This is a genomic window from Agrobacterium tumefaciens (assembly GCF_031801495.1).
Lineage (GTDB): Bacteria > Pseudomonadota > Alphaproteobacteria > Rhizobiales > Rhizobiaceae > Agrobacterium > Agrobacterium tumefaciens_K.
Map to the genome: position 1 here is coordinate 2539955 of NZ_JAOEGC010000002.1, position 21535 is coordinate 2561489.

Sequence of the window (21535 nt, forward strand, 5' to 3'; positions counted from 1 at the left end):
GCTCAAACTCCCGCGATGGCCTTGGCGAAATCTTCCGCCTCAAACGGCTCCAGATCGTCCACGCCTTCGCCTACGCCAATGAAATAGACCGGCAGCTTGTGTTTTGCAGCAATGGCAACGAGGATACCCCCCCGTGCCGTGCCATCCAATTTTGTCATAATCAGGCCCGAAACACCCGCAACGTTGCGGAAAATTTCGACCTGGTTCATGGCGTTCTGACCGGTCGTCGCGTCGAGCGTCTGGAGAACTGTGTGAGGCGCATCCGGATCGAGCTTGCCGAGCACGCGCACGATCTTTTCAAGCTCTGCCATCAGCTCCGTCTTGTTCTGCAGACGGCCTGCCGTGTCTATGATGAGGACGTCGCTTTTCTTTGCCCGCGCCTGCTCATAGGCATCATAGGCAAGACCGGCCGCATCCGCGCCAAGTTTCGTCCCAATGAATTCAGATCCCGTACGATCCGCCCAGATCTTCAGCTGCTCGATGGCGGCTGCACGGAAGGTATCGCCAGCCGCCAGCATAACCTTGAGGCCCGAACCGGAAAGTTTGGCCGCCAGCTTGCCGATGGTCGTCGTCTTGCCAGTGCCATTGACACCCACCACGAGAATGACGTGCGGCTTGTGGGAAAGATCGAGTTCGAGCGGTTTGGCCACCGGCGTCAGCACCTTGGTGATTTCGCCCGCCATGATGCGCGCCACGTCCTCGCCGCTGACATCCTTGCCGTAACGCTCGGACGACAGTGCTCCGGTAATGCGCATCGCTGTCTCGACGCCAAGATCGGACTGGATCAGCAGATCCTCCAGCTCATCCAGCGTATCTTCATCCAGCTTGCGCTTGGTGAAAAGGGCCGAGATTTGACTGGTGAGTTGCGACGACGTGCGGGCGAGACCGGCGCGCAGACGCTGGAACCACGTCAGCTTGGGCGCTGGCGCAGCTTCGACAGGCTCCACACGCTCACTGGCCGAAGAAAATCCTTTCGGAAGTACGGCTGGCGCGGAAGAAACATCGTCTGTCGTGGCGGCTTCCGCCTCGTCCAGCAGATTGTCTATGACCGCTTCGTCGAGCGGGGCGTCCACGACAACCGGCGCTTCCCCTGTACCAGCAACAGCTTCCTCTTCCTCGGCCTCGGCTTCCGCCTCGAGAAGCGAAAGCGGCACAATACCGATATCACCGGCTTCGGAAGCATTCGGCAGAAGCGGAGCGTCTTCCTCGTCGGAAACCGCCTCGGCCTCGCTCACATCATCGGGCGCTGGCCCACCTGCGGTGTCCATTTCCACGGCGAGAACCGGATCGTCCGCAAGCGGAGCAACCGCCTCGGCTTCATGAAGCGCGTTCTCGAAGGCCGAGCGCTCGCCGTCTTTCTCAAGCGCGGCATCGTCATGCGGCTTGTCACCCGCCTCGGCCTTGTCCTTGCCGAATGAAAAGACTTTCTTGATGAAGCCAAGGGCCATGATTGTTCCGTGTCTTGTTCCGCGTCAGGCAGCGTCAGCCGCCCGGAGCTCCATGCTGAGATGTTTGCCGTTGTGGCCCGTAATAGCAACCTGCGCAAGCGTACGGGGCAAAAGCGCTGGCGCTTCGACAAGCGTGAAATTGTCGGTATGGGCAAAACCGTTGTTTTCGACAAGGATAGTCTGCACCGAACCGACCATAGTCTCGAGGTGCGCAAGCTTCAGCGCCTCGCCGCGCACACGCAGCCTGGCGGCCCGCTCCTTCACAAGCGCGCGGTCAAGCTGCGGCATGCGGGCCGCGGGCGTGCCCGGGCGCGGGCTGTAGGGGAAAACATGCAGGCTGGAAATGCCACATTCTTCCGCCAGTGTCGCGGCGTTCTCCGCCATCTCATCGGTTTCGGTCGGAAAACCGGCGATCATATCCGCCCCGAAGGCGATATCGGGGCGCAAGCGCCGCACCTCATGACAGAAACGGATGGCATCGTCGCGCAGATGGCGGCGCTTCATGCGCTTCAGGATCATGTCATCGCCGTGTTGAAGCGACAGATGCAGATGCGGCATGAAACGCGGTTCGTCGGCGATCAGGTCCAGCAAATGCCTGTCAGCCTCGATGCTGTCTATGGACGACAGCCGCAGTCGCAGGATGTCCGGCACCTGCTTCAATAGCGTCTTGGCCAGATATCCAAGCGACGGCTCTCCTGGCAGATCCGCACCGTAGCTCGTGGCATCCACCCCGGTCAGAACAATCTCGCGATAACCGCTTTCCGTCAGCTTGCGGGCCTGCTCCACCACCGCGCCCATGGGAACCGAACGGGAATTGCCTCGCCCGTAGGGAATGATGCAGAAGGTGCAGCGGTGGTCGCAGCCGTTCTGCACCTGAATGAAAGCGCGCACATGCCCGTCGATGTGCTTGACCATCTGCGGAGCAGTGGCCTTGATGCTCATGATATCGTTGACGCGCAGCTTCTCTTCCGCCGAAACGCCAAAATCGGGAAGCGCGCGATAGGATGCGCTTTTCAGTTTTTCCTCGTTGCCGAGCACAGCATCCACTTCCGGCATCTCGGCGAAGATCTGCTTTTCGGTCTGCGCGGCACAACCGGTCACGATGATACGCGCATGCGGGTTGTCCCGGCGTGCACGGCGGATAGCCTGACGCGCCTGACGCACTGCTTCACCGGTCACGGCACAGGTGTTGACGAGAACGGCATTGTTGAGCCCGGCCTTCTCAGCTTCGGCCCGCATCACTTCCGATTCATAGGTATTGAGACGGCAGCCGAAGGTGATGACCTCGACGCCGCTCATATCGCCCCCTGCTCGGAGCAGGCGCCGCTGGCGACGTCGCGCTTCCATGTGCCGGTAACGGGATCGACGGACCCCGACCATTCCCACTCGGCGGGACCGGTCATGATGACGTGATTGTCCTCGCGCCATTCGATGGTCAGCGGAACGCGTATCGGTGCCGAGGCAACATCGATTGTGACAGTGCGGCCAGTGCGGCCGGTGCGCGCAGCAGAAACACCCGCAGCACAGGCAGCCGAACCGCAGGCAAGCGTCAGCCCCGCGCCACGTTCCCAGGTACGGGTGCGCAATGATGCATCGGAGGTAACCTGCGCCAACGTGATATTTGCCTTTTCCGGAAACATAGGATGGTTTTCCAGAAGCGGCCCGATGCGTTCGAGGTCGAAGCTCATCGGATCACGGTCCACCCAGAACACCGCGTGCGGATTACCCATGGACATCACGGCAGGCGAATGCAGGATGGGATTGTCGATCGGCCCGATCTGCAGTTCGATACGGCTGGTATCGTGAAACTCTTCAGAAAGCGGGATGTCCTGCCAGTCGAAACGTGGGCTTCCCATATCGACGGAAATCATGCCGTCGTCATGTTCGATGGCATTCAGAATGCCGGCCACGGTCTGGAAGGTGAAAACCTTCTTGCCCGTTTCAGAGGCGAGAGCCTGTACGACACAGCGCGTCCCGTTGCCGCAGGCCTGCGCCTTCGTGCCATCGCAATTCAGGATATCGATATAGGCGTCCGTGCCGTTCGTGCGCGGATCGTGGATGGCCATGATCTGATCGAACTGCGTCGCCGGATCGGCATTCAATGCGATTGCCGCCGAAGGCGTGACCATCTCCTTACGGCCGCGCATATCGACAACGAGGATCTTGTTGCCAAGCCCGTTCATCTTCGCAAATTCGACCATATCCGTCATCGTCCTGAACCTGTCTGAGCCTATCATGCGGTGTAAGCGCCGCATTTGCCCCCTATATGGCGGAAATGGCGATGAATTACCAGTGTGTGATGATTGAAGTGAGCGTTGGGGTCAAACCGCTGCGCCAATCGGCCGCTCACTCAAAACCTCTTGCGTTTCCAGATGATATGACCGCTAAGTTGTGAAGTAAAACCGGGAGACCATGTTATGGCCAAGGGACAACTTCGAAGCAACAAAGAAGTCAGAAAACCCAAGAAGGATAAGGTGGCAAAATCCGCGCCACCCACACTCGGGTCACAGGTGAAAGCCAGCGAAAGCACGACCAAAAAGAAATAAATGGAAACCGCTGCGATGGCGTTGCGACGTATTGCATGACGTCGATCGCCACCAGTCGTGGAATACTTTTTTCGGGAGGTTTTGCACGGTCTTGCAGTACCAAGGCAAAACTTTTTGAGACTCAAACCATCGGCAGGTCGAACACTTCGCCGGGACGCATCGGGCGAAAACGGTCTTCCGCAACGCCCTGTTTGGCAAGCGCAGCCTTCAAAGCGATGATAGGCGCATCTATGGCTTCGTCAGTAAGCTGAACCGTGCCCCAATGGTGGCCGCAGGCATAGGCCGCGCCACAGATCTTCATGCCTTCGACGGCTTCCGCCGGATTCTGGTGCTGTCCCTTCATGAACCAGCGAGGTTCGTAAGCGCCGAACGGCAGGTTGGCGAGCCGGAACCTGCCATGCTTCTTGGCAACCGCATGATAATTGAGGCCGCTGTGGAAACCCGTATCGCCGATGTGGTAGATCTTGCCGCCCGGCGTCTCGATGACAAAGGCTGCCCAGAGCGCCATGCGCCGATCATTCAGGCCGCGTGCCGACCAGTGATGACATGGCTCGAAGTGAATTTTCACGTCGGGACTGACGTCAAGCACATCGCCCCAGTCCCCGGTTGAAATCTTAGCCGCCTGGACCTTCGTACGGATGATTGCATCGTTGCCGAGCGGCGTGACGAACAGCGGCTTGTGGTCCACATGCAGGCGGTGCAGAGTTTCGAGATCGAGATGGTCGTAGTGATTGTGTGTCACGAGCACCAGATCGATGGGCGGCAGATCCTCGAACCGGATGCCGGGCGCATTGACCCGCTTGGGGCCAGCGAAGCTGAAAGGGCTTGTTCGCTCCGACCAAACGGGATCGGCAAGAATATTCAGCCCGGCCGTCTGGATCAGGAAAGAGGCGTGACCGACAAAGGTCACACGCAGATCCTTGCCCGCTACACGCTCACTCGGTGTCGCAAGCGGAAAGGGGCTGGGATAGGTTTCGGGCCAAATGGCCTTCTGACCATTGAACCGCCACTTCATGAGGTCGGCAAAGCCGTTCGGAGCCTCGCCACCCGGATTGAAGAAACGCACGCCATCGAAGTGGTCGGAAACAGGACCGGTATAATAGGCACCGGCATTGGAACGGCTCGCAAAAAGCCCGCCGCCAGCCAGAGCAAGCGTGCCAAGTGCGGCAAGTCGAAAGAAGTTTCGGCGTTTCATGCTAAAGCTATAAGGAGCCTCACGGGCCTGTTCAAGCGGGATGACGTTTGTCAAATCCATCTTCACGAAGACGTCAACTCGGCAGGGCTGAAGCTAAAATGCCCGTGCGCCTTGACTTTTACTGCGCTTTCCTGTTTATCCGCCCCGATTAGCTGGCAGTTTCAAGACTCCAAGCCGCCGACCGGGACCCGAAAAGGTATAAAGAGATCCCGGAGGTCAACACCCGACAGCGCGATGCGCCCTCGGGTGCTTTTTGGCTTTGCGTCTTGTTTTTGGCAGCAAAAGCACCGACGTTTCGGAAACCCCGGAACGAAGAAGGAAAAGACGATGTTTGAAAGCCTCCAGGACCGCCTTGGCTCCATTCTGAATGGACTGACCGGCCGTGGCGCACTGACGGAAGCCGATGTTTCCGCAGCTCTGCGCGAGGTTCGCCGTGCGCTTCTCGAAGCCGACGTGGCGCTCGAAGTTGTCCGCTCCTTTACCGACAAGGTGCGCGAAAAGGCGGTTGGCGCCAGCGTCCTGAAATCCATCAAGCCCGGCCAGATGGTCGTCAAGATCGTGCATGACGAGCTTGTCGAGATGCTCGGCACCGAAGGCGTTTCCATTGACCTTCACGCCGCCGCCCCCGTCGTCATCATGATGGTGGGTCTTCAGGGTTCGGGTAAAACAACGACCACCGGCAAGATCGCCAAACGGCTCACGGATCGCGAAAAGAAGAAGGTGCTGATGGCATCTCTCGACACGCGCCGTCCCGCCGCACAGGAACAGCTGAGACAGCTTGGCGTTCAGACCGGCATCGACACGCTGCCGATCGTCGCCGGACAGTCGCCGACCGATATCGCTTCGCGTGCCGTGCAGGCTGCCAAGCTCGGTGGCCATGACGTCGTGATCCTCGACACGGCCGGCCGTACCCACATCGACGAACCGTTGATGATGGAAATGGCCGACATCAAGAAGAAGGCCAACCCGCACGAAATCCTGCTGGTCGCCGACAGCCTGACCGGTCAGGACGCCGTCAATCTGGCTCGTAATTTCGATGAGCGCGTTGGTATCACCGGCCTCGTTCTGACCCGTATGGACGGCGATGGCCGAGGCGGTGCGGCGCTTTCGATGCGCGCCGTCACCGGCAAGCCGATCAAGCTGATCGGCACCGGCGAGCGCATGGGCGAACTCGATGAGTTCCATCCGCGCCGTATTGCTGACCGTATTCTCGGCATGGGCGATATCGTCTCGCTGGTCGAGAAGGCCGCGGAAAACATCGATGCCGAAAAAGCCCGCGCCATGGCCGAGAAGATGGCCAAGGGCAAGTTCGACCTGAACGACATGGCTGACCAGCTTGCCCAGATGAAGAAGATGGGCGGCATGGGCGGCATCATGGGCCTGATGCCCGGCATGGCAGGCATGAAAGACAAGATGGCTTCGGCCGGTCTGAACGACAAGTTGTTCGACCGCCAGATCGCCATCATCTCCTCGATGACCAAGGCCGAGCGCGCCAACCCGGATATCCTGAAACACAGCCGCAAGAAGCGCATCGCTGCCGGTTCCGGCACGGATGCCGCCGAAATCAACAAGCTTCTCAAGATGCATCGCGGCATGGCCGACATGATGAAAGCCATGGGCGGCAAGGGCAAGGGCGGCATCATGAAACAGATGATGGGCGGCCTTGCAGGCAAGATGGGTCTTGGCGGAATGGGTGGCATGCCCGACCTGTCGAACATCGACCCCAAGCAGCTGGAAGCGCTTCAGAAGCAGGCGGAAGCAGCGGGCCTCGGCAAGCCGGGTGCGATGCCTCCGGGCCTTGGCGGCCTTCCGGGTGGCCTCCCCGGTCTTGGCGGCGCAAAGCTGCCCGGCCTTGGTGGACTCCCCGGTCTGCCCGGTTTTGGCAAGAAGAAGTGAGGGCGACCATGACCAATGCCGAAGTGAAAGAACAGCTCTCCGAATACCGCCAGTCCATCGACAACATCGATGCCGCACTGGTCCACATACTGGCCGAACGTTTCCGCTGCACGAAAGCGGTCGGCGTTCTGAAAGCCAGATACGAATTGCCGCCGGCAGACCCGGCGCGCGAGGAATACCAGATCGAACGCCTTCGCCGTCTGGCCAAGGACGCCAATCTGGACCCGGATTTCGCCGAGAAGTTCCTGAACTTCATCATCAAGGAAGTCATCCGGCATCATGAAGCAATTGCCGCTGAACACAACGGCACAGAAAAGACCGCCTGACCGGCGGGCAAGCCATTCTAAGGAGAAATAACATGGCACTGAAAATTCGTCTCGCACGCGGTGGTTCCAAGAAGCGCCCGTACTACCAGATCGTTGTTGCTGACGCCCGTTCGCCACGCGACGGCCGTTTCCTCGAGAAGGTCGGCTCCTGGAACCCGATGCTTGCCAAGGACAACCCGCAGCGTATCGAGCTGAAGGTTGAACTCATCAAGGAATGGCTCGGCAAGGGCGCACAGCCGACCGACCGCGTTCTGCGCTTCCTCGCAGAAGCTGGCATCGCTCAGCGCGACGCTCGCAACAACCCTGAGAAGGCAAAGCCGGGCAAGCGCGCTCTCGAGCGCGTTGCCGAGAAGAAGCAGAAGGCTGAAGATGCCGCTGCTGCTGCCGCAGAAGCTTCTGCTGCGGAATAATCCGCAAGCAATCGCTTGAAGAGCGGGTGGCGTGGTTTACCGCGCCGCCCGTTTTTGGTTTATTGTGATGAAAACGCGCCATAAACCGAACACGATAAACACCAGAAGACGGACGGCCCGATGGCAAAGCTGGAAAACCCGGTTCTCATGGCAAAGATTGGCGGCGCGCAAGGTTTGCGCGGCGAGGTGCGGGTGAGTTCCTATACGGAAGATCCCATGGCGCTTGGCGACTATGGCAATCTGATCAGCGCCGATGGCCGTGTCTTCGAAATTCTGGAAGTTCGCGAAGGCAAGAATGTCGTGGTCGTCCGCTTCAGGGGCGTCAACGACCGCAATGCCGCCGAAGCCCTGAACGGGCTGGAGCTGTTCGTTGACCGTGACAACCTGCCCGATGACGAGCTGGATGACGACGAATTTTATTATGCCGACCTCGAGGGTCTGGAAGCCGTGGACGCGGATGGCAACAGCTATGGCGCCATCAGTGCCGTCTTCGACTTCGGTGCGGGTGACCTTCTTGAGCTGAAAGGTGCCGGGCGTCGCCCCACCTTGATCCCCTTTTCAGAGGCGGCCGTTCTCGAAATCGACCTTGAAGGCGGGAAAATCCTTATCGATCCAATGGCTGCCGGCCTGATCGAAAACCCTGACGACAAGGACGAAACCGGCGTTTCGCCCTTCGGCAAGAAATAATCCATGACCTTCAAGGCGACCGTACTGACGCTTTACCCGGAAATGTTTCCGGGCCATCTGGCATATTCGCTGGCGGGCAAGGCTCTGGACAAGGGGCAGTGGTCGCTGGAGCCTGTACAGATCCGCGAGTTTGCAACGGACAGACACCGGAGCGTGGACGACACGCCTGCCGGCGGCGGTGCCGGCATGGTGTTGAAGCCGGATGTTCTGTCCGCCGCCATCGACCACGTGTCGGAAGGCGATACACGCCCGCGCCTGCTGATGAGCCCGCGTGGCAAGCCGCTGACGCAGGAGCGCGTCCGTGAACTGGCCGCAGGTGATGGCGTCATCATCGTTTGCGGACGCTTCGAAGGCGTCGATCAGCGTGTGATCGATGCCCGCGATCTCGAAGAGGTCTGCATCGGCGATTACATCCTTTCAGGCGGCGAACCGGCAGCCTTGACGCTTCTGGACGCAATCGTGCGGATCTTGCCAGGCGTTATGGGCAACGACCTCTCCGGTGTTCATGAAAGTTTCGAAGGCGGACTGCTCGAGCATCCCCATTACACCCGCCCGCAGGTCTGGGAAGGGCGCGATATTCCTGCCGTTTTGACCTCCGGCAATCATGCCGCCATCGATAAATGGCGCCACCAACAGGCGCTTGCCCTGACAAAGGAACGCCGCCCGGACCTGATACGGAAGCCCGCTCAGGCCGACAGGAAGTAATAGGCGGTCAGCACCAGCCCTACCGTGATGACCAGCCAGCGGATGACCCATTGCGGCACCCGTCTGGCGGCATGAACGCCAACATAACCGCCCAGTGCGGCTGCCGGGAACATGATGAGGGCAGCCCACCATGAGACGACACCACCGCTGACGAAGATCGTGATGGCGATAATGGCAATCACCACCGACAGCAGGTTTTTCAGCGCATTGAGGTGATGGTAGCTGCCGCCAGAGGTAACGCCGAGGATGGCAAGCATCATGATGCCCATGCCCGCCCCGAAGAAACCACCATAGATGGATGCCAGCCCTTGAAAGAAAAGGCTCGGCAGATTGCCCGGAGAGCGCTCCGCGCTCGATTTCGGCCGCAACCAGGGACCGGCCGCGAAAACGGCAGTCGCTGCCAGCAGAAGCCACGGCACGAGCTGGCGGAATGACGGATTGTCAAGCGACAGGAGAACAAGTGCGCCTGCCAGACCGCCAACGACGGAGACAGCCGACAGCAGGATCGCCTCGCGCCAGTGTTTCTGGATCTCCGGCCCATAGGCAATCACCGATGTGATGTAGCCGGGAAACTGCACGATCGCCGAGGTCGCATTGGCGACGATGGGCGGCAGACCGGCAAGCGTCATCGCTCCGAAGGTCAGGAACGTGCCGCCACCGGCAATGGCATTCACCACGCCAGACAGAAAACCGGTCGCGAAAAGCATGAAAACGATATAAATGGACATGGCCCCTCCCAAGGTCCCCATGCCATAGCGGGGAAGCGTCACCCCGGCAATCGCCTCCACGAGTAAGCGAATGATAAAATATTGTCATGAAAGGGATGACAAACGACGCTTCCTCGTGTATTTGCCCGCGTGGAAATGGGAAAGATCCCTTAACCGCAAGCAAAGAATGGCGAACCCGCTCCTGCCGCAAGGCACGATCCCGAGGCTGTTGACCGAAGGATGAGATGTTGAGCGCTCTGGCTGTTTCAGAAGAAATCAGAGGTTAACATGACCAATATCATTCAGCAGCTGGAAGCCGAACAGGCCGCCAAGATCGAAGCAAAGCGCACCCTGCCTGAGTTTTCTCCGGGTGACACCGTTCGCGTCAACGTTCGCGTTACCGAAGGTAACCGTACGCGCGTACAGGCTTACGAAGGCGTTGTCATCGCCCGTTCCGGCGGCGGCCTGAACGAGAACTTCACCGTTCGCAAGATCTCCTACGGCGAAGGCGTCGAGCGCGTATTCCCGGTTTACTCCCCGCTGGTCGAAGGCGTTGAAATCGTTCGCCGTGGTAAGGTTCGCCGCGCGAAGCTCTACTACCTGCGCGACCGTCGCGGCAAGTCTGCTCGTATCGTTGAAAACACCGGTACGCGCGCTCGCAAGCTGAACGAAGCCGAGCGTCAGGCAGTTGCCGAAGAAAAGGCACGTCTGGAAGCTGAAAAGGTTGCAGCAGCACAGGCTCTGGCCGCCGAAAAGGCAGCAGCAGAAGCCGCTGAAGCAAAGGCAGCCGAAGAAGCAGCAAAGGCTGCTGAAGGCGCAGCGGAATAAGATTTCCGTTTACGCGGACTTATCGAAAAGGCGGTCTTTGGACCGCCTTTTTTGTTGCCTTTCCGTTACTTGCCCTAATGTCTCCAAGCAGGCATCTTCGGAAAAACCCTTTCAGGAGATTTCCGTGACAACAAGACGCCTGTTCCTCGCTACCCTAGCTGCCTTGAGCGCCACCCCCATCATGGTGCAGGCGGCCGATTTGCCGGACCTCAAGGAACGCACGGTCGTCGTGGTGACGGAAAATGCCTACCCGCCGCTGCAATTCATCGATCCGAAATCCGGCACGGCGGTCGGGTGGGAATACGATGCCATGAAGGAGATAGCCGAACGGCTGAACTTCAAGCTCGAATACCGCAACATCTCATGGGATGCGATGATCCAGGCCGTGTCCGATGGGCAATACGACATCGGCATGACCGGCATCAGCATCAAGGAGGAGCGCAAGCAAAAAGTCGATTTCTCGAATGCCTACATGCGCTCGGAAATGTTCATGTTGGTTCGAGCCGACGAAACACGGTTTACCGATGCAAAGAGCTTTGCCACCTTCGAAAAGGGGTTGGTCGGCGCGCAGGCGGGCACGACACCCTTCTACACCGCTGTCTATGACATTCTTGACGGCAACGAGCAGAACCCCCGCGTCAAGCTCGTGGAAACGTTTGGCGCCTCCGTGCAGGCATTGAAGACCGGCGATGTCGATCTGGTGCTGACGGACGGCGTGGCGGGCAAGGGATATATTGACGCCTCAAACGGCACGCTGAAACTGATTGGTGAACCCTTGGGGGGCGATGACTTCGGTTTTATCTTCAAGAAGGGCTCGGACCTCGTCGTCCCGGTCAACGCGGCCATTGCCGCACTGAAGGCTGACGGTACTTTTGCCGCTCTCGATAAGAAATGGTTCCTCGACTACAAGCTCGGCGAATGATCCGCTATCGCAGCGCCTGAAGGGATGACGCCGTTTTGAGTGCGGGACACATCAAGAAAGACGAGGACTTTCCCTGGTGGCTGGTGGCGATTGTCGTCATCGGCCTGGGACTTGCCGCCCTCATCGCCATCAACGATCTGTACATGCAGGTTTTCACCACCGTCGCCAAGGGGATAGGGATCACCATATTCGTGACGCTAGCCGCCTTTGCGCTGGCGACGCTGCTGGGGCTCGGCCTTTCCCTTCTCAGCATGGCCGACAACATCGCGCTGCGGCAAGCGGCACGATTTTACATCGAGGTCATCCGTGGTATCCCGGTTCTCGTCCTGCTTTTCTACATCGCCTTTGTCGGTACACCGGCACTGGTAGCACTCTATAACTGGCTGATCGCGATTCCGGTCGAAAAGGGATGGTTCGAGCCCCTGTTGGTCCGCGACGTCTCGCTCACATGGCGCGCCATTATCGCGCTGACGATCTGCTATGCCGCCTTTATCGCGGAAATTTTCCGGGCGGGTATACAGTCGGTTTCAGTGGGGCAGATAGAAGCGGCAAAAGCACTCGGCCTCAATCGCTATCATCGTTTCAGGCTGATCGTATTGCCGCAGGCGTTGCGAACGATCTTTCCGCCGCTTTCGAACGATTTCGTCGCGATGGTGAAGGACAGCTCGCTCGTCTCGGTACTGGGCGTGACGGACATCACCCAGATGGGCAAGGTCTATGCCGCAGGCTCATTCCGTTTCTTCGAGACGTATTCGATTGTCGCCTATGTCTACCTGATCCTGACGATCGGCCTGTCGCTGATCTTGCGGCGTGTGGAAAAGGCGATGCGCTCAAAACAGGGCTGAGGCATGAAGTGACGGCCGGATTTCCGGCCGTCAGATTTTGGATTGTCAGGCAACAGCCTTCTTTTCGCTGGCAATCGTGCGCGTGGCGATGATGACAAGCACGCCCGCAACGGCAAGGCAGAATGCCAGGAAGAACATCGGCGCGATGGTACTTCCGGTCTGGTCCTTGATCCAGGGCACCACGTTCTGCGCGACGAAACCGCCAAGGTTGCCAACCGAGTTGATGGCGGCAAGACCAGCGGCAGCGCCAGCCCCCTTCAGGAAGCGGCCAGGCAGGCTCCAGAACACCGGCTGACCGGCAAAAATGCCCGCAGCGGCAGCGCACAGGAAGGCGAACTGCAGAACCGGATCGGTCAACAGTGCCGACATCAGCAGGCAGAAAGCACCGATGAAGGCCGGGCCAACGATGTAAGGTGTCTTGTTCTTCGCACGATCGGCAGCAGCAGGAACAACATAAAGCGCGATTGCGACTGCAATCCACGGGATGATGTTGATGAAGCCGTTGGCCGTGTTGGAAACGCCGAAGCTCTTGACGATGGTCGGCAGCCAGTAGCTGAGGCCATAAGCAGCCAGCGGGAAACCGACGTAGCAGATCGACATGAACAGCACACGCGGGTTGATCAGCGCCCGGAAGCCATCCTCGGCATGTTCTTCCATGCCGGAATTTTCAGACGCGATGCGCTTCTTCAACCAGTCCTTCTCGTCCTGCGTCAGGAATTTCGCCTTGTCGGGCGTGTCGTCCAGATAAAAGAGCGTGAAGATACCGGCGATAACCGCAGGAACACCCGTGGCAAGGAATACCCATTCCCAACCCGCGTAACCGAACAGACCATCAAGATCGAGCAACATGCCGCCCAGCGGTGCGCCAATGGCATTGGCGAGCGCGCTGAAGATCATGAACAGACCAACCATGCGGGCGCGATAATCCCGCGGGAACCAGACGGTCAGAAGATAGAGAACTCCGGGGAAGAAACCGGCCTCACAAGCGCCCAGCAGGAAACGCAGGATGTAGAACATCGTCGGGCTGCTGGTATAGGCAAGCGCGATCGTGACCATGCCCCAGGAGATGATGATACGGGCGAACCAGCGGCTGGCACCAAAGCGGGTCAGCAACAGGTTGCTCGGAACCTCGAAAATGAAATAGCCGATGAAAAACAGCGACGCGCCGAGTCCATAGGCATATTCGCTCAGGCCCAGATCGCCGACCATTTGCAGCTTGGCATAGCTGACGTTCTGACGGTCGATGTAAGCGATAAGATAGAGAACGCCAAGAAACGGCATCAGCCGCCAGGTGATCTTCGAGATAAGGGATTTTTCTTGTACCATGTGCTTTCCCTCCCTTCGATTCCTCGTTCGAAATGCAGATGATAAGGCGCTCGGTCTATATGTGCGACGCACAATAAGCAAGTTGCATTGCAGCATACACCCGCAAAACAGGGGAATTTCGCGGCGCTTCGCATAAAAAGCCAGCAGCAGATGGCGAGGAAATCAGCACCCCGCCAAGCCTGCACGATATTGCCGTGCAGGCAGCGATCTGGTATGAAGGCGGTCATGGAATCGAAATTCGGATGTCTCGCGCAGAATATCTACGTGCTGCAGGACCATAAGCGTCTGCCGGCTCGTTTTTTTGCGCGCATTTCCGGGGCGCTCAATAGCCGACTTAGGCTCGCCTGACAGCATCCGCTGTCCCGTCATATCCGATTCCCCATTTACCTTTTAAATGACAAGGCAAAGAGCCATGAGCGCACCGCGTACCCTGTATGACAAGATCTGGGACGACCACGTTGTCAACCGCGACCCGGATGGGACCTGTCTCATCTACATCGACCGTCACCTCGTTCACGAAGTGACGTCGCCGCAGGCTTTCGAAGGCCTGCGCATAGCGGGCCGTCCCGTGCATTCGCCCACCCGCACGCTGGCCGTCGTCGACCACAACGTGCCGACCACGGCCGACCGGCTGGAGGGCATCAAGAACGAGGAAAGCCGCATTCAGGTCGAAGCGCTGGCGCAGAACGCCAGGGATTTCGGGGTTGAATATTATTCCGAGCGCGACAAGCGTCAGGGCATCGTTCACATCGTTGGCCCGGAACAGGGCTTCACCCTGCCCGGCATGACGATCGTCTGCGGCGACAGCCACACATCCACGCACGGCGCCTTCGGTGCGCTGGCGCATGGTATCGGCACGTCCGAAGTGGAGCACGTCCTGGCGACCCAGACGCTGATCCAGAAAAAAGCCAAGAACATGCTGGTGCGCGTCGACGGCAAGGTGCCGGAAGGCGTGACCGCAAAGGATATTATCCTCGCCATCATCGGTGAGATCGGCACCGCTGGCGGCACCGGCCATGTGATCGAATTCGCGGGCGAGGCGATCCGTTCGCTGTCCATGGAAGGCCGCATGACAGTTTGCAACATGACCATCGAAGGCGGCGCCCGCGCCGGTCTCATCGCGCCGGACGAAACGACCTTCGAATACATCAAGGGCAAGCCGCGAGCACCGCAGGGCGAAACGCTCGAACAGGCAATTGCCTATTGGAAGACGCTGAAATCGGACGAAGGCGCCCATTACGACAAGGTGGTCGTGCTGGATGCCGCAAATCTGCCGCCCATCGTATCGTGGGGCTCCTCGCCGGAAGACGTGACATCCATTCAGGGTATTGTTCCCGATCCCGATCAGATCGGCGACGAGAACAAGCGTGCCTCCAAGTGGCGCGCGCTGGAGTATATGGGCCTGACACCCGGCACCCGCATGACGGACATCGCCATCGACCGCGTTTTCATCGGTTCCTGCACCAACGGCCGTATCGAAGACCTGCGTGCGGCAGCAAAGATCGTTGATGGCCGCAAGGTTGCGCCCACCGTTTCCGCTATGATCGTTCCAGGCTCCGGTCTGGTGAAGGAACAGGCGGAAAAGGAAGGACTGGACAAGATCTTCCTGGACGCCGGTTTCGAGTGGCGCGAACCGGGCTGCTCCATGTGCCTTGCCATGAACGACGACCGCCTGAAGCCGGGTGAGCGCTGTGCGTCAACCTCGAACCGCAACTTCGAAGGCCGTCAGGGCTACAAGAGCCGCACGCACCTTGTTTCACCTTCCATGGCGGCAGCGGCGGCCATCGCCGGCCATTTCGTCGATGTGCGTGAGTGGCAGTAAATACAGGTACAAAGCCAGATTACAAAAAACCCCGGAGCGATCCGGGGTTTTCTTTTTGGTCATTCAGAAATGATCTTCACCCGCTGCCCGGGCTGGAGCGCCGCCGTTGCGCTCATTGCATTCAGCACCCTGAACATCTCCAGCTTGCGATCCGTGCCCATCATCCGCGCCGCCATCGTGGCAATCGTCTCACCCGGCTTGACGGTGACAACCCGGACACGCAACGGCTTGAGTGATGCGATTTCCTGAGGAGTCATGCGACGGAAACTGCCACGAAGCACGTTCGCAACGCTATCCAGTTGCTGGCTTCCCTTCGGCACGGCCGTCAGGAAACGGAATATCTGTTGACCGACACGGATAACGGTGACGTCGAAATCCCACTTGTCGGCCGAGGCACGCGCCGTTGCAGCCTCCAGACCGTTCACCTGCGTTTCGCGTACCGTCTCAGGTATGAGGCCTGCAACCCAGCCGCTCGTCAGATAATTCGCGAGGCTGGTCTGCTTTGGATCGGCCACACCGTCGAAACGGATTGCCATGTCGCCCGGTCCGGTCGCCAGAACGGCTTCCACCTTGTTATCGATGACGAAACCTTCCGGCACGTCGAAGCGAATACCGAGCGTTCCGTGCAGGAACGTCTGGCCACGCACGTAACCTTCCTGCGGGCTGTCACCATAAAGCAGGCCATCTATACCGTCGAGGAACCAGTCGCGGCCACGATCCCCGACCTGGCCTTCCTGGCCGAAGGCACGTGCATGCCTGCGGGCCAGTTCGATACGCTGCGGCGTGTTGGGATGGCTGGACAGGAAGTCGAGGCTCTGGTCGCTATCCGGATCTGCAGAGGTGAAACGGGCATAGGCCGCCATCGAATCCAGAAAGCGCGGTGAAGCGAAAGGATCATAACCAGCCTCGCCCAGCATGCGCACACCGATCACATCCGCCTGCAGTTCCTGCTGGCGTGAGAAGGCCGCAAGCCTCAGTTTTCCACGCGCGAGCGCCTGCTTTCCGGCCAAGTCACTCGACAGAACCTCAGCCACGACGCGGCTGGCAATGACTTCCGCCTCTTCGCGGCGCTGACGCTCTATGCCGTGATTGGCGGTAACGTGGCCCATCTCGTGCGAAAGCACCGCCGCCACTTCCGACGCATCGTTGGCAAGCGCCAGAAGCCCGCGAGTGACGTAAAGATAGCCACCCGGCAGCGCGAACGCATTGATCGCCGGCGAATTCAGAATGGTAATACGATAGGACTGCTGCGGGTTTTCCGATACGGCCGTCAGTGCGCCGGTAATACGCGCAACCAGCCGTTCCGTTTTCGCATCGCGATACTCACCGCCATAGCTGGCGACGATACGAGGATGCTCGCGTGCACCCATCTGTGCACGCGGATCGTTCTTCTGCACTTGCTCGACGGTCTGCGGATTATCAGACGGACGCAACGTCGACTGATAGGCCGGGCTGAAGAGGGATTGGCAGGAAGAAAGAATGACGGTGGATGCCGCAAGCACAGAAAAGACCTTGGCCGCCCTGCCGAAACGCTGAACGCCTGAACCGGAGAAAAGGCCTCTTTGTGCAGTCACGCAATTTCCCATTCTGTACGTCTGCTCCTAACGTTCCTGATCATCCGTTAATTGCAGACCAGAATATCAGATTCGCCTCAAACAGCACATGAATGCCGCGGAGGTAAAAACGATCCTTTGCACCCGGACTATTTTTATAGAAAGAAATAGTTTCCGTGTTCTCGGACAACAACTTGAGTCTCGCAAGTGCAAATTAGCGTCATTGAAGTCGTGTGGTAAAGCGATTGCCAGCGGGCCGCGTCGAAAATAAGGCGATCACGGATTGAGGAAGCTCTCAATGGCCTTCACATTTTGTGTGGCAAAGAAATCATCAGCCGATCCAGAGTAGACGGTACTGCCACCGTCAAGAAACACCACGTCATTCGCCAGTTTTTTCACGTCCTCGATGTGGTGCGTGACAATAACGACCGTCTGTTGCGTTTCTGACTGCAACTCGACAAGCAGGGCCATCATTCCGGATCGTAAACCGGGGTCGAGCGCAGCGAATGGCTCGTCGAGCAGCATCACCGGCTTTTTCCGGACAAGGGCACGCGCCAGGGCAGCCCGCTGTCTTTCCCCACCGGAAAGAGTATTTGGCAAGCGTTTGCCGAACCCCGGCAGCCCCACCCGCGCAAGCGCGTGATCGATCCTCTCTCTATCCTCCTCATGCAATTTCAGTGAAGGACTCACACCGAGTGCGACATTGGTGAAGATATCGAGATGGGCAAACAGATTGTTGTCCTGAAAGATCAGCGACACCGGGCGTTGCGAAGGATCTAGCGACTGCACATCTTCTCCGCCGATCTGCACGCGGCCAGAATCGGGAATCTCGAAACCGGCGATCAGATTGAGGAGCGTCGATTTCCCCGACCCAGATGCGCCGACCACGGCCGTAATGCAGCTTTGGCGGAACCCGCAATCGAACCGAAACACCTGAGCGCCGAGTTCCAGCCTCACGTCATCCAGCCGTACTGCCAGACTGTCTCCGCTCATGCCCGTTCCCTTGATGACTGTGCAGTCCCCGGAACGCCACCGGCCGCCAGAAGCAGGCAGACGACCCCGAGAATGAAGGCGTAACCCGCCGCATCGTTGGTGCGATAACTGCCCATGTTGCTGTAGACCAGCCAGGGCAGCGTCACGAAATTTTCCGATCCGAAAAGCGCAACCGCTCCCAGATCGCCGAGAGACAGCGCCATCGCAAAAGACATGGCCATGGCAAGCGGTCGCCACAGTACCGGCAGATCGATAAACCGCAGGCGCGACAGGCCGGAGACGCCGAGGCTTGTCGACAGGCGACCGGTGCGCGCGTTATGAATGGCCACTGCGGGTTCGAGAACACGCATCACCAGAGGCAGCGCCATCAGCATATTGATGACAGCCACGAGCAACGGTGCAAAAACACTGACATCACCGAACGGCCTGAGCAGCAAAAACCAGCCGCTTCCAAGAACCACCGGCGGCACGAGAAGGACGAGTGACGCACCCGCCCCATACACCACCGACAGAAACCGCAGGGAAGCTTCAGCCTTTCGTTTCGAACCGATGGCCTGCCGTGCACCGATCAACGCCATGCAGCAGAGCACGGCAAACGTACCGGAGAGCAAGGCGATGAGAAGGCTCGTTGTCGCAGCCCGGAAAAACACCGGAGCAGAAACAAGCCTGATGATATCGGCGCTGAGCCCCGATACCGTTACGGCGGCAAGTGGAAGGCCAACCAGCAACACCACAAGAACAATGGCCGTGCCATCCCACAGGCGGGCAACCACACCCCTGCTGTCAAAGCGGCGGACGTGTCGGCCAAGCGATGCGATCTCCGCGTCCTGCGATGGAAGCAGGGCAAGAAGGGAGAGAAGAACCGCTGTCAGAGTGATCTGCATAAGCGAAAGCGCAATGGCACGCTGTGGATCGAAATCGAACCGCAGAGCCTGATAAATGGCAACCTCAAGAGTCGTTGCCGCGGGTCCGCCACCAAGCAACAGCACGAGTGTGAAGCTGGTCGCGCAGAGCATAAAAATGAGCCCCGCAATACCCGGAATGAGACGCGCAACCGCTGGCCATTCGATGAAACGTAACACCGATAACGAGCCCATGCCGAGGCTTGAGGCCATACGCCAGTACTCGCTGGGGATCCGCTCCAGTCCGGCCAGCATCAGCCGCACCGCAAGCGGCAGGTTGAAGAACACATGCGCGACGAGAATGCCTGAAAGGCCATAGATGCTGAAAGGCTGCTCGCTGCCAAGCGATAGAAGCAGCGTATTCAGCACGCCCTGCCTGCCCCAGATAGCGATGATCCCGAGCGCGCCAACAATGGCCGGCAGGCCCATCGGCACGGCCAGCAGCCTGATAATCCAGATACGCCCCGGAAAACTCCGTTGCCGCGCCAGTGCCAGCGCAACCGGCAAGCCGAGCAAGATGGAGATCAGAGCGGAAAGACTTGCCTGATAAAGCGTGAAACGCAGGATGCGCAACGTATAGGCGTCAAGGATACCCGCCGCTGACGCTCCGGCATCGAAGGAAAGAAGAGCAGCAACGGCAAGCGTCATGAACAGAAAAACGGCGGTAAAGGCCGCCGCTCCTCCAATCATCGACCACCTGTAGTCGCGCCGAAGCATCATCCTCTGACGAAGCCTTTTCTCAGTTCACGCTCATGCCAGCAAGCCATTCATCTATCCATGCCTTGCGATTCTTCGCGACCTCTTCCGGGTTCATCAGAAAAGTCTTTTCCGGCTGCACAAGCTTCGAAAACGCACCCGGTAGAGGTTTGGAAGTGGCAGAGACCGGCATCATCCAGTTGTTTTCCGGAATGGCGTCCTGAAAACCGGGCGTGAGCGTGAAAGCAAGGAACTGTTTTGCCAGCTCCTTTTCGGGCGCATTCTTCAAAAGACCAGAAACCTCGATCTGTATGTAGTGCCCTTCTGAAAACGCCGCCGCCTGATAACGGTCTGTATCTTCCGCAACCATGTGGTAGGCGGGCGACGTGGTATAGGACAGAACCATCGGCACCTCACCCTTGGTGAACAGGCCATAGGATTCCGACCAGCCCGGCGTCACCGTCAAAACACGGTTCCTGAGCTTGGCCCAGGCTTCCGGCGCCTTGTCGCCATAAACCGATTTCACCCACAGCAACAGCCCGAGGCCCGGCGTGGAAGTACGCGGATCCTGAATGGCGATCTTCTGCGAAGGGTCGCCCTCCACCAGATCTTTCAGGCTTTTCGGTGGATTCTTTACCGTCTGCGTGTCGTAGATCACAGCGAAATGGCCGTAGTCGTAAGGGACGAAGACATCATCCTTGTAACCACCCGGCACCTTCGCAGCTGAGGTATCGATACCGCTCGCCTCGAAAAGCCCGGTCTGTTTCGCTTCCTCTACGAGATTGGTATCCAGCCCGACCACGACATCAGCCTTGGAGCCGGAACCTTCAAGTTTCAGGCGATTGAGCAGCGCCACGCCATCGGCCACGCCGACGAAATTGACCGTGCAATCACAAACCTTCTCGAAGGCGTCCTTCACCTTCGGACCCGGACCCCACTCCGAAACGAAGCTTTCATAGGTGTAGACGGTCAGCGCTTTCTTCTCCTGCGCCACGGAAAAACCGGGCAGCAAAAGGGAAGCGGCAACAATTGAATTCAGCAAAAGACGACGACGCATACGCACCTCCTCGAAACGATATGGGATCAGGCGCTCGCGTGAAAGCTGTCTAATCCCTACGCCGGTATGAACCGGATCAGGTTCTTCGGGTTGGCGAACCTCTCAGCCTTGCCTTCAGATGAAAACAAGACACCCCGTTAGATCAGATAGTGGTTTAGTCCCGCTGCCTTAACTTGGCAAGAAGGAACGCTGTCAGCTCTGTTGCGTCATATGCACGAGTTCCCAGACGTGACCATCCGGGTCCTGAAAGCTGCCGGCATACATGAAACCATGATCCTGCACCGGTTTCCATGTGTTGCCGCCAGAAGAAAGCGCCGTTTCGATCATGCAATCGATTTCCTCCCGGCTACCTGCCGAAAGGCAGGTGAGAACTTCGGTGCTTTGGGTCGCGTCGGCAATGTCGCCATTGATGAAATCGCGAAAGCGCTCTTCTTGAAGAAGCATGACGAATATGTTCTGCTCCACGATCATGCAGAGCGTGCGATCATCCGAATATTCCGGATTGAAGCTGAACCCGAGCGCCGTGAAGAACGCCTTCGATCTCTCGATATCCTTCACAGGCAGGTTGACGAAAATCATCCGCATGGTCAAAACTCCTCACTGGACTGACAGGAAAGGGCAATTTTCCTCTCCTGTCAAAGTCGCCTGAGCCGAAACCGTTCCGGACGATC

20 protein-coding genes and 1 riboswitch are annotated in these 21535 nt (G+C 58.6%); of the genes, 9 read left to right on the plus strand and 11 right to left on the minus strand.

Translation table 11 applies throughout. From position 1 onward, the window contains the following. Nucleotides 1-2 precede the first annotated feature (2 nt). From ftsY to N7578_RS21680, 4 genes are all read right to left on the minus strand, one after another. Entirely contained in the window at nucleotides 3-1448 is a 1446-nt protein-coding gene (gene ftsY, locus N7578_RS21665; protein WP_311112275.1) for a signal recognition particle-docking protein FtsY, read from the minus strand. A 24-nt stretch (nucleotides 1449-1472) separates the two neighbouring features. After that, a complete protein-coding gene (mtaB, locus tag N7578_RS21670) occupies nucleotides 1473-2747 on the minus strand; it encodes a tRNA (N(6)-L-threonylcarbamoyladenosine(37)-C(2))-methylthiotransferase MtaB (protein WP_311112276.1) in 1275 nt (424 codons plus the stop codon). Beyond that, nucleotides 2744-3658 (minus strand): diaminopimelate epimerase, encoded by a 915-nt coding sequence (gene dapF / locus N7578_RS21675; RefSeq protein WP_311112277.1) that lies wholly within the window; start codon nucleotides 3656-3658, stop codon nucleotides 2744-2746. Before dapF ends, mtaB begins: the two co-directional genes overlap by 4 nt. 457 nt (nucleotides 3659-4115) lie before the next feature. Then, a complete protein-coding gene (locus N7578_RS21680) occupies nucleotides 4116-5189 on the minus strand; it encodes an MBL fold metallo-hydrolase (protein ID WP_311112583.1) in 1074 nt (357 codons plus the stop codon). A gap of 327 nt (nucleotides 5190-5516) precedes the next feature. Here N7578_RS21680 and ffh point away from each other — a divergent pair, with 327 nt between their 5' ends. The 5 genes from ffh to trmD all read left to right on the plus strand — a co-directional run bounded on the left by ffh (nucleotide 5517) and on the right by trmD (nucleotide 9213). Next, nucleotides 5517-7085 (plus strand): signal recognition particle protein, encoded by a 1569-nt coding sequence (gene ffh / locus N7578_RS21685; protein ID WP_311112278.1) that lies wholly within the window; start codon nucleotides 5517-5519, stop codon nucleotides 7083-7085. A gap of 8 nt (nucleotides 7086-7093) precedes the next feature. Beyond that, nucleotides 7094-7411, plus strand: coding sequence for a chorismate mutase (locus N7578_RS21690; protein WP_311112279.1), 318 nt, complete (start codon nucleotides 7094-7096; stop codon nucleotides 7409-7411). 32 nt (nucleotides 7412-7443) lie between these two features. Further along, on the plus strand, nucleotides 7444-7821 hold the full coding sequence (gene rpsP / locus N7578_RS21695) for a 30S ribosomal protein S16 (protein ID WP_311112280.1): 378 nt from the start codon (nucleotides 7444-7446) through the stop codon (nucleotides 7819-7821). 120 nt (nucleotides 7822-7941) lie between these two features. Beyond that, complete coding sequence (rimM, locus tag N7578_RS21700) at nucleotides 7942-8508, plus strand: ribosome maturation factor RimM (RefSeq protein ID WP_311112281.1); 567 nt, start codon at nucleotides 7942-7944, stop codon at nucleotides 8506-8508. 3 nt (nucleotides 8509-8511) lie between these two features. Continuing rightward, the gene (gene trmD, locus N7578_RS21705) at nucleotides 8512-9213 is read left to right on the plus strand and encodes a tRNA (guanosine(37)-N1)-methyltransferase TrmD (RefSeq protein ID WP_311112282.1); all 702 of its coding nucleotides are present in this window, start codon (nucleotides 8512-8514) and stop codon (nucleotides 9211-9213) included. Here trmD and N7578_RS21710 read toward each other — a convergent pair. After that, nucleotides 9195-9941 carry a sulfite exporter TauE/SafE family protein gene (locus N7578_RS21710; RefSeq protein ID WP_311112283.1) on the minus strand — a complete coding sequence of 249 codons (747 nt, stop codon included), beginning with the start codon at nucleotides 9939-9941 and terminating at the stop codon, nucleotides 9195-9197. The genes trmD and N7578_RS21710 overlap by 19 nt on opposite strands. A gap of 267 nt (nucleotides 9942-10208) precedes the next feature. Between N7578_RS21710 and rplS the strand changes: the two genes are divergently transcribed. From rplS to N7578_RS21725, 3 genes are all read left to right on the plus strand, one after another. Next, nucleotides 10209-10748: a 50S ribosomal protein L19 gene (rplS, locus tag N7578_RS21715; protein ID WP_311112284.1), complete on the plus strand. Its 540-nt coding sequence runs from the start codon at nucleotides 10209-10211 to the stop codon at nucleotides 10746-10748. 181 nt (nucleotides 10749-10929) lie between these two features. Beyond that, nucleotides 10930-11670 carry a transporter substrate-binding domain-containing protein gene (locus N7578_RS21720; RefSeq protein ID WP_422646738.1) on the plus strand — a complete coding sequence of 247 codons (741 nt, stop codon included), beginning with the start codon at nucleotides 10930-10932 and terminating at the stop codon, nucleotides 11668-11670. 35 nt (nucleotides 11671-11705) lie between these two features. After that, nucleotides 11706-12515, plus strand: coding sequence for an amino acid ABC transporter permease (locus N7578_RS21725; RefSeq protein ID WP_311112286.1), 810 nt, complete (start codon nucleotides 11706-11708; stop codon nucleotides 12513-12515). A 45-nt stretch (nucleotides 12516-12560) separates the two neighbouring features. On the opposite strand, the gene N7578_RS21730 is transcribed toward N7578_RS21725, so the two are convergent. After that, complete coding sequence (locus N7578_RS21730) at nucleotides 12561-13841, minus strand: MFS transporter (protein ID WP_311112287.1); 1281 nt, start codon at nucleotides 13839-13841, stop codon at nucleotides 12561-12563. Between the two features lie 412 nt (nucleotides 13842-14253). Between N7578_RS21730 and leuC the strand changes: the two genes are divergently transcribed. Further along, nucleotides 14254-15663, plus strand: a complete 1410-nt coding sequence (leuC, locus tag N7578_RS21735; RefSeq protein ID WP_311112288.1) for a 3-isopropylmalate dehydratase large subunit — start codon at nucleotides 14254-14256, stop codon at nucleotides 15661-15663. 59 nt (nucleotides 15664-15722) lie between these two features. On the opposite strand, the gene N7578_RS21740 is transcribed toward leuC, so the two are convergent. From N7578_RS21740 to N7578_RS21760, 5 genes are all read right to left on the minus strand, one after another. Continuing rightward, nucleotides 15723-17249 carry a M48 family metalloprotease gene (locus N7578_RS21740; RefSeq protein WP_422646719.1) on the minus strand — a complete coding sequence of 509 codons (1527 nt, stop codon included), beginning with the start codon at nucleotides 17247-17249 and terminating at the stop codon, nucleotides 15723-15725. A 243-nt stretch (nucleotides 17250-17492) separates the two neighbouring features. Next, nucleotides 17493-18209 carry an ATP-binding cassette domain-containing protein gene (locus tag N7578_RS21745; RefSeq protein WP_311112290.1) on the minus strand — a complete coding sequence of 239 codons (717 nt, stop codon included), beginning with the start codon at nucleotides 18207-18209 and terminating at the stop codon, nucleotides 17493-17495. Continuing rightward, nucleotides 18206-19831, minus strand: coding sequence for a thiamine/thiamine pyrophosphate ABC transporter permease ThiP (thiP, locus tag N7578_RS21750; RefSeq protein WP_311112291.1), 1626 nt, complete (start codon nucleotides 19829-19831; stop codon nucleotides 18206-18208). The genes N7578_RS21745 and thiP overlap by 4 nt, the downstream gene beginning before the upstream one ends. A gap of 19 nt (nucleotides 19832-19850) precedes the next feature. Continuing rightward, on the minus strand, nucleotides 19851-20864 hold the full coding sequence (thiB, locus tag N7578_RS21755; RefSeq protein ID WP_311112292.1) for a thiamine ABC transporter substrate binding subunit: 1014 nt from the start codon (nucleotides 20862-20864) through the stop codon (nucleotides 19851-19853). Between the two features lie 36 nt (nucleotides 20865-20900). After that, nucleotides 20901-21011: riboswitch (TPP riboswitch) on the minus strand. A 45-nt stretch (nucleotides 21012-21056) separates the two neighbouring features. Further along, nucleotides 21057-21449: a VOC family protein gene (locus N7578_RS21760; RefSeq protein ID WP_311112293.1), complete on the minus strand. Its 393-nt coding sequence runs from the start codon at nucleotides 21447-21449 to the stop codon at nucleotides 21057-21059. Nucleotides 21450-21535 lie beyond the last annotated feature (86 nt).